Source organism: Pseudomonadota bacterium (assembly GCA_026388315.1).
Taxonomy (GTDB): domain Bacteria; phylum Desulfobacterota; class Syntrophorhabdia; order Syntrophorhabdales; family Syntrophorhabdaceae; genus MWEV01.
Map to the genome: position 1 here is coordinate 1 of JAPLKA010000057.1, position 12,015 is coordinate 12,015.

The following is a 12,015-nucleotide window of genomic DNA, read 5'->3' on the forward strand; positions in this document are numbered from 1 at the left end:
GGAGGAGGAAAAGCGTAAACTGGAGGCGCGGTTGCAGCATGCAGACAAGATGGAATCCATCGGGACACTGGCGGGCGGCATTGCGCATGACTTCAACAATCTGCTCATGGGGATTCAGGGCTACGCTTCCCTGTCGTTAATGAATCTTGATTCATCCCATCCCAATTATGAGCGGCTCAAAAGGATTGAGGAACAGGTGCAAAGCGGGGCGGATTTAACAAGGCAACTGCTGGGGTTTGCCCGCGGGGGAAGGTATGAGGTGAAGCCCGCCGATATGAACGACATTCTTGAAAAGAGCTCTTCCATGTTCGGGAGAACCAAAAAGGAAATCTCCATCCATCGGAAATACGGGAAAGATCTCTTTACCGTGGAGGTTGACCGGGGGCAGATGGAGCAGTTGTTCGTGAATCTGTATGTGAATGCCTGGCAGGCCATGCCGGGGGGCGGGGAGCTCTATCTGGAGACAGAGAACGTTCTTGTGGATGATAAACAGGCGTTTCCCTATGCCGTCAAGCCTGGGAACTATATCAAAATATCCATAACCGACACCGGCACAGGGATGGACGAGAAGACAAAGGAGCGGATCTTTGATCCCTTTTTCACCACAAAAGAAATGGGAAGAGGTACCGGCCTGGGGCTGGCGATGGTCTACGGGATCATCAAGGGTCACAAGGGCATGATCAATGTGTACAGCGAACCCGGTCATGGGACGACATTCAATATCTATCTGCCGGCTTCAAAGAAGGAAGTGGAGAAGGAAAAGACGGCAACCGCGACAATCGCAAGAGGCACAGAGACAATCCTGCTGGTGGATGATGAAAAGATGGTTCTGGAAGTAAGCAAGGAACTGCTGGAGTCCATGGGGTACCGGGTCTATACGGCCGGGAGTGGTCAGGAGGCGGTTGCTGTTTACATGGAGAAAAGAAACGAAATCGATCTGGTCATTCTGGACATGATCATACCGGGAATATCGGGGGGAGAGACCTTCGATCGTCTTCGCGAGATCAATCCCGATGCCAAGGTGCTTCTTTCCAGCGGATACAGCATCAACGGACAGGCGCAGGAGATTATGGACCGCGGATGCAACGGGTTTATCCAGAAGCCCTTTCATCTTGGAAAACTATCCAGCAAGATCAGGGAGATGTTAGACTGAAGGGATAAAGGCAGTGAATAGTGATAAAGGCAGTGAATAGTCGTTAGTGAATAGTGAAGAGAAGAGGGAAAGGGTCAAGGGGTAAGGTGAAAGGGAAGAATGTTTTACGAATCACGAATTACGGTCTTTTCCGCTATTCACTATTCACTAACGACTAACGACTGATTTTAGACGAATAATGGTTAGGATGATGAAGTATTTAACTGCAATATCAATAAGTTGTCTTTTGTGCATAGCCATAACATTTCCATCTGTCTCTGCCGACACGTTTGAGAAGAAAAGACAGGAGATGGTGGAGAAGGATATCAAGGCGCGCGGTATAAAGGATAAGAAGGTTCTTGACGCCATGTTGAAGGTGCAAAGGCATCTCTTCGTTGATGAAGCACAGATAAATAAGGCCTACAACGACCATCCTCTGCCGATAGGCGAAGGGCAGACCATATCGCAGCCGTATATTGTAGCCCTCATGACAGAGGCAGTGGCCCTCAAAGGGGATGAAAAGGTGCTTGAGATAGGGACAGGTTCAGGCTACCAGGCTGCAATCCTCGGCGAGATTGTAAGAGAGGTATATACAATAGAGATAAAGAAGAAACTGGCCGACCAGGCAAGAGAAAGACTTAAACGGTTGGGGTATAAAAATATAACAGTAAAGCACGGGGATGGTTTTTTTGGTTGGAAGGAATATGCGCCTTTTGATGTTATTATGGTCACTGCCTCAGGGGATCATGTTCCGCCGCCGCTCCTTGCACAGTTGAAGGAAGGGGGACGGCTTATTATGCCTGTTGGCAGCACTGTTTTTCACCAGAACCTGACACTCGTGAATAAAGAAAATGGGAAAAACATCGTAAGGAAGCTGGGTGGCGTGATTTTTGTCCCCATGACAGGAGAAGAGCAGAAAAGATAAACCCATTTCGTGAAAGACGGTAGTGATACATAACTTATCGAGGTGAATATGAAAAAAACATCTTTATTATCAGCTATTTTTTTGTTTGGTATGGTAGCTCTTTGCTATGCCGGCCCGCTGGATGATATGTTGAAAGGTGTTAAGCTCCCTGCGGGGGTTAACCTGCCCGGCGCCGGTCAGGATGACAGCACAATCGTATCCGGTCTCAAGGAGGCCCTTTCAATAGGTACAGGCAATGCTGTGGTTTCTACCTCAAAACTGGACGGATATTACAAGAATCAGATGATTAGAATCCTGTTACCCGACAACATTCAGACTATGGCGGGTGTGCTTGGAAAGCTGGGTTATCAGAAACAGGTAGATAATTTTATTCTCAGTATGAACCGTGCCGCCGAAAAGGCTGCCCCGAAGGCGAAGGCATATTTTGTTGATGCTATCAAACAAATGTCTTTCGATGATGCGAGGAAGATACTTAGCGGGGGTGATACAGCCGCTACCGACTATTTTAAATCGAAAACATCCGGCAAACTTTTTAATGAATTCAAGCCTGTTGTTTCAAAAAGTATGAACGATGTGGGGGTTACGCGGTCATACAAGGAAATGACCGGAAAATATACATCTGCAGTTCCTTTTGCCAGTCTGGAATCCCTCGATCTCGACCAGTATGTGACGAATAAAGCCCTGGATGGACTCTTTTATATGGTGGGTCAGGAAGAAAAGAAGATTAGAACAGACCCGGCAGCAAGGGTAACCGATCTTCTCAAGAAGACATTCGGGAAATAAGACCCTATTTTATGAGGATGTTACCCCCGCCTGTATAAAAAATACCTGCAACTGCACCGGTTATGAAACAGGCGATGTTTGCTGCAAAGAGCGCCCATAAGCCGAGAATGGAGATGTCTTTTGTTCTTTCGGGGACGATGCTTGATGTGCCTCCAATGAAAATTGCCAGTGATGGGATGTGGGCAAACCCGCAGAGGGCGTAGGTGGCAATCACAATGCTTCTGTCGTAAAGAATCCTTTTTTCTTTAATAAGAATGGCGAGGTCCTGATAGGATTTTACCTCTGTTGCAATGATCCTTTCGCCGATTATCTTTGCTATGAGCGGGGCGTCTTCGTATGGGACACCCATGGCGAGGGTGAAAGGATAGAAGATGTATTTCAGTATATTGGTGAGTGAAAGGTCGATATTCGCCTTGAATATGGAACCGGTAAACTTTCCAATATACATGAGACCCGAATCGACGAGGGAGATGAGGCCGATGAATGCTATGAGCAAAGCCCCTATGGCCACCACCATTCTTACACCGGCCATTGACCCGTTTATTATTGCCTCTATTGCATTTGAAGCCTTTTGATATTCCACCTTTACCACCCTGCCGAGAGTGAGAGGCTTATCCGTTTCAGGGAAGATTATCTTGCTCGTTAATATCGCTGCAGGCGCAAGCAGTATTGAGGCGGAAATAAGGTGACCTGCTACAGTCGGAAAGCTGCTGGAAAGGATAATTACATACATACCGAGTACACTCGATGCGATCGTGGCCATGCCTGTCGTGAGCACCACCATCAATTCAGACCGGGTCATTTCTTTTAAATAAGGCCTTACGGTGAGGTTTGATTCTATGCCGAGAAAGATTTGTGCCGAAGCACAGAGCGCCTCAGCGCCGCTGATACCCATGACTTTTGCAAATATTTTTGCAAAAACACCGATTATTTTTTCCATTATTCCTAAGTAGTAAAGCAGCTCCATTAAAGCAGCAAAGAATATAATTGATGGAAGCGCCTGAAATGCAAGGATAAAACCGAGTGAACCCTCCTTTCCGGGAGGTATTGCGAGTATTCCAAACAAAAATTTTACACCATCGAATGAATTGTCGATGATGTTCATGGCAAGGTCGTTCAAAAAGAGAAATAATTTTGTCCCCACAGGGACGAGGAATATGAAGAGGGCGAATGCAACCTGAAGGAGCACTCCCCAGATAACAACCTTCGGGCTGATATGCCTCCTGCTCTTTGAAAACAGGCACAGGAAGCCCATCATGGCAAAGATGCCGAGACAGGATATGAAGTTATAAATTCCCATGGGCCGCCATTAACCTCCGCAAGGTGATTGCTAAAATTAAGATAGCAGGTAATGGGGGAGTTGACAATAAAAAACAGGGTTCAAGGCAGGACATTACGGAATTTAAGTTACAAATTGCCCCCAAAAAAACAGCACTTTAAGCCCTGAAATTGGATTAAGGATTGATGGATTAAGGAGTAAGGGTTTGGTCCGACCCCAATTACTCCCTTTGATTGTTATATGCAAGTTTAGTCGCGTACCTCCGGTGTCATCGTTTGTCAGGCGCTCTCTTTAGCACTCTTAATCCATGGGGACAGACTGCTGAGCAAATTCCGCAGGTATGCCCACTGTGATACTGAAAGTAGTGTTCCTTTTTCCATTGATCACATGCCCAAACATCCAATATCTCTTCACGCGGCAATCCCGGATACCATGAGTTACCTTTCAATGCTTTTGCAGGGCAGGCTTCTACACAGCGCGTACAGCGGCCGCAAAAGTTGCGCTCTGTCGGCGGCCCACAAGGGAGTTCTATATCGGTAAAAACGGTGCCCAGGCGAATCCATGGTCCAAACTCGCGCGTGATAAGCTGACAATGACGGCCCACCCACCCTAACCCTGCTCGGGTGGCTGCAGTTTTGTGAGGAAAGTCTCCTTTGATATTAAGTGTATCGGTACGATCCGAAGCCCCCAGCGGCTTTGCTCGAAAACCTATGGCTCTGATTTTGGTTGCTAACGTTTCTGATATTTCATTGATGTGGTTATTTACTCTGGCATACTCATCAACGTATCTTTGGTTAGGGCCATTCTGGATACTAACCATAATTTGAGGGTTCATCGGTATAGCCCACGAAAGGGCGAAAGGAAAACCATGTCCTGTTTCATCCTGAGGCGTGGGAAAATCCCGAAGGTCCGCCACACCCCAGAGGACAATCTTCTGTGCGTCCATCCACTCAGTCAGCCAGAAAGGGAAAACAGTAGAAAGAAGTGGCAACTGATACCTCCTTGTTTCGCAATTCCTAATAGCATATAACGACAAAGCTTACCAGCGTGGCCTTGCCGCGTCAGAGTCTACGCGATTGTTATGCGCTGCTTTCGATGATTTCTTTTGTTGGAACTACTTTGGCATAAGGAAAAGATAATGCAGCCATAAAGGATGCATGAACCTCTGATGCTTTTATAACTTTGTTTTTAAAAAACAAGTCCATTGTCGCGCAAGCATCCTCGGCAACAACACAATTGAAACCCAAGTCAAAGGCCGCACGGGTAGTTGCGTCTATGCACATGTGGCTCATAGCGCCACAGATTACGAGATCGTCAATGTGCACATTCCTTAGGATTTCCAATAAGGATGTATCGCGAAAACTATTTGGATAATTTTTAACGACAACTGCTTCACCCTCTTGGGGAGTTGCCAATTGATTTATTTTTGCCCCGTCAGTTTCAGGTATGAAAAACGTCGCACCTGGTTGAGTTGAAATGTGCTGAATATGGATGATAGGTGATTTTGTCTTTCTGAATTCGGTTAAGAGAAGCAGAGCATTTTCTGCAGCATCTTCAATGCCGATAAGTTCCATTTTGCCACCGGGGAAATAATCGTTCTGCAAATCAACCAAAACAAGACATCTGTTCATATTAACTCCTTTTCAATTTTAGTATTAAACCCGGATTTATCATTAGAATCATATGGGTGTCGGACCATCCCTCTCAAACACGCTCATTCCGCTCCAGCGGCTTCAATCGCTCGCGTTCGGCTTCGGAACTTTTGCATACGCAAAAGACCAAGCTTCCTCGCCTCTCGACGGTTTGTTCCGGGATACTCCGACACCTTCCTAACGACATATTTGGGTTAAAGGGCATAGCGAAAAGCTCAACCAGAGCCCGTAGTATGGGTGATTGGGTGCACCAAGTCGTTAAACTGTCTCCTTCAAGTAATGAGGTGACATGGGGCTTTCATGTGAGGCACCGTACCGCTTTGCTGACGGGTAGTACTCGGCAGCAAACTGCACCTTCCCCGCAGTCTCCTCACCGGCTGCCTCCGCGATAAAGGCGAGCATGAGATCGATACCGGCAGACACCCCCGCCGATGTCCAAATGTTTCCATCACACACAAAACGCTCTTCAACCACCATAACGTCCCCAAGGGCCTTCAAACGGTCAAGGGAGTTCCAATGGGTAGTGGCCTTTTTCCCGGATAGCAAGCCGGCTTTGTGCAGAAGGAAAGCCCCGGTGCACACCGAGAGTATGGCCTTGCACCCTCTCGCCTGCTCAGAAAGAAAGCGAATAAGCACCGGGTTGTCCACCTCCTGTCGGGTTCCCTGGCCACCAGGCACAAGAAGGAAATCCAGTTGAGGACACTGCTCGAAGGATACATGGGGGTTAACGGAGAGACCCTTCGCACAGGTGACCGACTCAAGTGACTGGGCCACAATGAAGCGGTGCTCAGGTCCGTCAGCGAACTTGCTCCACATGCCGACAATTTCCCATGGACCAACAAAATCCAGTTCTTCGACATCCGGGAAAACAAGAATACCAAAATTCATTTCAGTCCTTTGCCTATCATAGAACTTTACCGCTGATTTCGAGTATTTTTACACGAAGAACCAAGGTCTTGTTTAGCATTTTTTCTGTGAAATCCCGGGTATCACTTCCGTACTGACGCATGATCCATTCAAGCGCATCGTTCTTGGCTTCTAAAGTATCTAATATCTCGGCTGTACCTGATCCGATGACACTTTCGTATTTTGCTCCCTAACTGCAAGCTTGTTCCGACGTGATGATATCATGAAGGATGTCAAACTCGAAACATACACGATTGTTCTTCTTGATAATGTCAATTTTTCTTCCTTCACGCGCGGTATGAAAGTAGAGGAAACAGCCATCATAACCGAAAATGAGAGGAACAACATAAGGCTGACTCTCGTCACACATTGCAAGATGACAAACCCGGCTACGTTTAATGATGCCGTCAATATCTTTCCTGTCTGTTATTTCTCTGTCGCTACGACGCATTCTTCATTTTCTCCAGCCAACGCCAGGGTCAACCAGAGCCCTTTTTTTTGGCGGCAATTCTAACGCCTCCGCAAGTATATTCACTGCATGTTTTGGCATATATCGCAGCCTCCTGAATCTATCAGTTTGCTCATTTTCTCATAGGGGTTACCGTGTTACAAGGAAAAAATACAGCAAATAGATATCACTATGAGACGGGGAGATTTCCCTGCCGGATAGCTGTCCGAATCTTAGGAGATAGTTTAAACCCGGATTTATCATTAGAATCATCATGGGTGTCGGACCATCCCTCTCAAACACGCTCATTCCGCTCCGGCGGCTTCAATCGCTCGCGTTCGGCTTCGGAACTTTTGCTTATGCAAAAGACCAAGCTTCCTCGCCTCTCGACGGTTTGCTCCGGGATACCCCGACACCTTCCTAACGACATATTTGGGTTAAGAAGTGAAATCGTGCGAAGCATCGCCAGTATTGACTTTCCAGAGATTTCTACAATCCGCGAAACGGTTTCGCGGATCTTTATAAATTGGTTCTCCGGTCTCCGGGCCTCCCCTTTACCTGTCATCGTGAGCAACCTCACCCTTATCTGTCATTGCGAGGGCTTTAGCCCGTGGCAATCTCAAAGAATGGGATTCCCAGCGTCATTATTGACTTTACGGAGATTTGAAAAGTTTCTGACACAGTGTCAGAAAAACTTTCCGATACATAATAGGGAGACCGATCGTAGTTTACTAATTTGTTCATAAGGCTGTCCACATCGTACCGCTTTGTTAAAAACTGCCCAAAAAAACAGCACTTTAAGCCCACCGCATTTGGGTTTTTTCAACTCAAAACTTAACACTCAAAACTCAACACTGCTTTTAAAGGGTTTGGTCCGACCCCAATCGACCCTTGCCAACTCATAAAGCTTGGGTCTCCGAGGCATCAGGTGATACTGACGGGCATAAACAGAATGGACTATTGGTATCTTGCCAAGACATTTGCGACCAACTGCGGTTTGTCAGAAGAATATATACAGGATCAGGGGCTTGTTTCCATACGCACATTGTGGATTGGGATTCACTATCCGGCTACGGCCCGATGACTTCTACGAACCGCCACGTGCGGACCCGCATGCGTGGTGGTGTGGGGAGGGACGGTTAAAGGCTGTCCTTTACCCGATTAGGCATTTTCACCACCGTGATAAAATTCATCATAATTATAGGTGCACAACCATCTTGTGTATGATGTCAGTTGCTTTAAATCCTCATTAAAGTTGGATTGATCAATCGTCAATGAATGTTTTGATAGATCGATTCCAATATTTGAATCAGAAAAAAAGTGAGGATTTACAGTTAAAATTTGATCCTTTGGATGAATTACACCCAACATGTCATGTGCAAACAATGCTCCCCTAAGAGTTACCTCTTCTTGCTCTGGAAAAATGCTGTTATGCTTATTTAAATAAGGAAGTCCAATAGCAAAAGAATTATTTCGATTTTTATCTTTTGTACGAGACTTGCCTCTCGCTATATATATGATGATATAGCCACGATCACCTTGTGCAAATTGATGAGCTACTTTATAACTTCTTGATGTTGATATAAGTGTTGATTTATCACTAATGCCAATATTGCCAGCAGCATGTAGGATTTTTAAGTAGTAATCCCTTAATTCAGTACCGAAATCGCTTATTGCTTTTACAAATGTGGGCTTATTTGCAGGATTGTTGAAAAAATCAAAGAAGGACTTATTGTCATTGATAAAATCTATGATTGTAGGATTTTTTGATGATGATAGCTTTTTAAGCTTAGAAAATATTTCATTATTAGATGACTCGCTAATATCGTTTATATTTTTAAGATATTTTGATGTATGAAGCCTGCTATTTTCATGAAAGTAGTGTTTTGACTTATCCCCAAAATAAAACAGTCTCTTCAGTAACTCGCTTTCCAAAATATCAGATCCATTTTTCGTCAATCTACTTGATAAGTAATCATAACTAACACCTCGATAACAAACTCTTACGGAAGAATATTGGTATTGTTGTAAATTTATTATAATCGTACTAAACGATGTTAGCTGTTCATAAGATAAATCACGAAATCCCTCATATTCACTAATAGTTCTAAACTTTAACAAAGTGATATTTTTCATTTAGACCATCCTCCATGAAAACTGTTACATGCCTAACGCCTGGACCAGCAGCGACTGTAAGGAGTCGGCTGCATCAAGTTGCTGGGCGCTTTTTCTGGCCCAGAAGAAGCCGGACTTCATCAATCAGACGCCACTGCCCGCCCAGATGTAATACCGCATGGCAATTTGGACACACTGCTCTTAGGTCCTCAACCGGATCCACGATGTACTCACCGCCCACCTCGGAAAGTGGCCTAAGATGGTGAACGTGGATGTAGCCCCTTGCTTCCTCTCCGTAAACATCACCAAAGTCAAACCCACAAATGCAACACGTGGGGCCGTAGTGTTCGATACACTTACGACGGGCGTTTTCGTCTCGCTCATAAGCGTTCACTAAAACGCGACGACACGATCCTTCAGAGTATGAGGACGACTCGGGGACTTCCTCAGGTAGGAACGAGCGCTGACCTAAACGCGGTAACTCGGTAAGATTTGCTACGCCGGGATAACCCCAAAGAGCATCCGCTACTTCTTTGCCGCCGCGATCATCCTGAAGCCAGAGTGTAGGGCTATGTCCGTTCATCGCGTGATTTTTTTTCCTGCGGCCGAGCTTGCCGGTTTGAATAAGGCGTGTGCTAATGTCGCGTTGTGCAATCCATATAGGGACCAAGGCGGAAAGCGGGACCAAAGCAGCGTACTTAATGTCTTCGTTGTCGCGCTGCACGAAAAGCATGTGTGTCACACCACGAGAACTCTCCCTGCTAACCTTGTTCTCCAAGTTTCCAATCCAGTCACCATTCTTGATCTTCGCCAGCAATTGTGCAGCTGAATATGTCTGGATGCGCTCCGAGTCTCGGCTGCCGCTTTCACGACGCCAACACAAACGGACGCGCATCGTTAGTTGGTTACCTTCGGGAGATATGGCAACGACTGTCTGGCCTTGGCGCTCTCGGTCGTCGCTCTTCACTATAAAGCCTCGGTCATGCAGGAATGCCCGAACCATGCCGCGCGTAATTTCCTCCGCCTTGTAGCTTTCCGGTAGTCTGAATGCACGCTCGCTCATAACATCCCCCTAGGTCTTGCTGCCGCCCACCGCCTGGGTCAGCTACGAGGCCGCTCTATGGCTGAATTAATACAAAAGTGTTACCTATGTACCCAGAATAATCTGTTACCTATGTTCCCGTTCGCTCATTGGATCCGATTCTTTTACGTAGTTAGCGCGAGAGTCTCTGCTGCTGCGTTCATGGCATTGAGAATCTTGCACCCTTTCTTTCCATATGCTTTGTTTGTGCAAAGGAAGTAAAACAGTTATATTGTCAATTGCTTCTGGGTATACCTCCTGCGACAAAAGGATAAGTGATGATAAATAATTCAAAGCAAATTTTGCATATTCCGCGTAATTTAAAGTTTCATCTAAAACCACAATCTCCAAACTATCATCATCACCCTCATGTACTCCCAAGCTGTCGATCATTCTTCGAAATCTTGTTGTATCAGCCATCGACAAGCCTAAGTTGGCAACCTCAAGATCAACACGGAGCGACTGAATTTCACGATTTAGTGCAGATGCCACACCTCCCAACAAGTGGCTTAATTCGGCTACTGTAGGCTGATTGTTGATCCTGGATTTGAATGACGAAACACGTGCGGCAATAATCTTCTCTACATGGTTGAAGTCAGGTGTAAAACCTTCGTGCATATCGTGAATAGCAGCAACAACTTTTCTGAACGCTATTATAGACCCGGCCAAGGAAATAACGGGAACGCATAGAGATAGCGCTTTTTCGCTGTCCTCAAGTATACAGCGAAGGTGCGGGTTTCTAATAGTATTTATCAGCCTAAAATCATTGACGTTGAACCCATAACATTTTTCAAAGCACTCAGAGACCATTCTTTTTGCAGAGGCAAGATAACGAGAGACATCATTAGCGCTTGGAATATGTCCTCTATGTTGCACAAGATTACGAATTTCGTGAAGAGATTTAAGATCCTTGAAGTACGGGATATTCTTTAGATCAATTGTTTCCTCATTTTTTATGCTTGTCACAGCGTTTTGCCAAAGGATATTCCAGTTGACGTTATCGCGGCCCATTTTTGAATCAATTTCTGAGGAAGAACTGTAATCTAAAGTAATTACATTGAGCATTTGTTCCACGGCAAAGTCCATATAAAGGACTGCCTTCATTGATGAAAAGTCATCACCGAGTAAAGAAAGATGATTGGCCTCCTCACAGAATTGTTTAACAATAAGAAGTAATTTTGGATTTGACGGATTTCTCAAAAGAAGTCCTTTCCCCTTATTATATTAAACTCATAACAATTAAGTTTACAGAAAAATTTCTGTATAATCCCGGCTGAGTCAAGTTTTGCAGGAGGGAACAAAGGGACGGGATGTCCTTTGAAAAGTTGGAAACTGTTTGACACTTTCTTAATTCTCCTGCAATCTTATATAATTTGCAAGCTAAATTTTCCCCCTGGGGCTGTTGAATGCCTCCTTGCATTCCGTAATTAGTGACGTGAAATAGGGTTCAAGGGGTCGAGGGTTCAAGTGAAAATTACTGGAGTTTCCTGGCTTTTTTTGTTAAGAGACCAATATTCTTATACAACAATACCGGATAGTTGGATTGAACAACATCTGGGCTTCCTCGTAACTGGCCGGAAGAACTTTTTGCGAGTCGCGACTTCGAGCATTTTTTGGGTACCCTGCCGATAGGCTGAAATGGGCCTGCGGCCAGGCCGCGCTTAGGCCAATTTTCATGTTCGAAGACCAGGTCA

The 12,015-nt window shown here is 45.5% G+C and carries 11 protein-coding genes and 1 pseudogene; 3 read left to right on the forward strand and 9 right to left on the reverse strand.

Going from position 1 to position 12,015, the window contains the following annotated elements:
* The 3 genes from NTX75_08865 to NTX75_08875 form a co-directional block, all read left to right on the forward strand.
* On the forward strand, positions 1 to 1,153 hold a 1,153-nt coding region (locus NTX75_08865), incomplete at its 5' end, for a response regulator (GenBank protein ID MCX5816334.1).
* A gap of 190 nt (positions 1,154 to 1,343) precedes the next feature.
* A complete protein-coding gene (locus NTX75_08870) occupies positions 1,344 to 2,057 on the forward strand; it encodes a protein-L-isoaspartate(D-aspartate) O-methyltransferase (GenBank protein MCX5816335.1) in 714 nt (237 codons plus the stop codon).
* A 48-nt stretch (positions 2,058 to 2,105) separates the two neighbouring features.
* Positions 2,106 to 2,840, forward strand: coding sequence for a DUF4197 domain-containing protein (locus tag NTX75_08875; GenBank protein ID MCX5816336.1), 735 nt, complete (start codon positions 2,106 to 2,108; stop codon positions 2,838 to 2,840).
* 4 nt (positions 2,841 to 2,844) lie between these two features.
* On the opposite strand, the gene NTX75_08880 is transcribed toward NTX75_08875, so the two are convergent.
* From NTX75_08880 to NTX75_08920, 9 genes and pseudogenes are all read right to left on the reverse strand, one after another.
* Positions 2,845 to 4,140 carry a nucleoside transporter gene (locus tag NTX75_08880; GenBank protein ID MCX5816337.1) on the reverse strand — a complete coding sequence of 432 codons (1,296 nt, stop codon included), beginning with the start codon at positions 4,138 to 4,140 and terminating at the stop codon, positions 2,845 to 2,847.
* Positions 4,141 to 4,387: 247 nt separating this feature from the next.
* Positions 4,388 to 5,110: a 4Fe-4S dicluster domain-containing protein gene (locus tag NTX75_08885; GenBank protein MCX5816338.1), complete on the reverse strand. Its 723-nt coding sequence runs from the start codon at positions 5,108 to 5,110 to the stop codon at positions 4,388 to 4,390.
* 88 nt (positions 5,111 to 5,198) lie between these two features.
* A complete protein-coding gene (locus tag NTX75_08890; protein ID MCX5816339.1) occupies positions 5,199 to 5,750 on the reverse strand; it encodes a cysteine hydrolase family protein in 552 nt (183 codons plus the stop codon).
* 279 nt (positions 5,751 to 6,029) lie between these two features.
* Positions 6,030 to 6,659: a DJ-1/PfpI family protein gene (locus NTX75_08895; GenBank protein ID MCX5816340.1), complete on the reverse strand. Its 630-nt coding sequence runs from the start codon at positions 6,657 to 6,659 to the stop codon at positions 6,030 to 6,032.
* A 16-nt stretch (positions 6,660 to 6,675) separates the two neighbouring features.
* Positions 6,676 to 7,128, reverse strand: a pseudogene (locus tag NTX75_08900) (pyridoxamine 5'-phosphate oxidase family protein).
* A gap of 1,158 nt (positions 7,129 to 8,286) precedes the next feature.
* Complete coding sequence (locus NTX75_08905) at positions 8,287 to 9,261, reverse strand: hypothetical protein (GenBank protein ID MCX5816341.1); 975 nt, start codon at positions 9,259 to 9,261, stop codon at positions 8,287 to 8,289.
* A gap of 73 nt (positions 9,262 to 9,334) precedes the next feature.
* On the reverse strand, positions 9,335 to 10,303 hold the full coding sequence (locus NTX75_08910; GenBank protein ID MCX5816342.1) for an HNH endonuclease: 969 nt from the start codon (positions 10,301 to 10,303) through the stop codon (positions 9,335 to 9,337).
* Between the two features lie 105 nt (positions 10,304 to 10,408).
* Positions 10,409 to 11,521 (reverse strand): hypothetical protein, encoded by a 1,113-nt coding sequence (locus NTX75_08915; protein MCX5816343.1) that lies wholly within the window; start codon positions 11,519 to 11,521, stop codon positions 10,409 to 10,411.
* A 274-nt stretch (positions 11,522 to 11,795) separates the two neighbouring features.
* Positions 11,796 to 12,015, reverse strand: a 220-nt coding sequence (locus tag NTX75_08920; GenBank protein ID MCX5816344.1) for a hypothetical protein, incomplete at its 5' end; no start/stop codon positions are given.

Coding starts and splice junctions, on each gene's coding strand:
- NTX75_08910 (MCX5816342.1), bottom strand. CDS start 10,303: ATGAGCGAGCGTGCATTCAGACTACCGGAAAGCTACAAGGCGGAGGAA.
- NTX75_08895 (MCX5816340.1), bottom strand. CDS start 6,659: ATGAATTTTGGTATTCTTGTTTTCCCGGATGTCGAAGAACTGGATTTT.
- NTX75_08890 (MCX5816339.1), bottom strand. CDS start 5,750: ATGAACAGATGTCTTGTTTTGGTTGATTTGCAGAACGATTATTTCCCC.
- NTX75_08905 (MCX5816341.1), bottom strand. CDS start 9,261: ATGAAAAATATCACTTTGTTAAAGTTTAGAACTATTAGTGAATATGAG.
- NTX75_08875 (MCX5816336.1), top strand. CDS start 2,106: ATGAAAAAAACATCTTTATTATCAGCTATTTTTTTGTTTGGTATGGTA.
- NTX75_08880 (MCX5816337.1), bottom strand. CDS start 4,140: ATGGGAATTTATAACTTCATATCCTGTCTCGGCATCTTTGCCATGATG.
- NTX75_08870 (MCX5816335.1), top strand. CDS start 1,344: ATGAAGTATTTAACTGCAATATCAATAAGTTGTCTTTTGTGCATAGCC.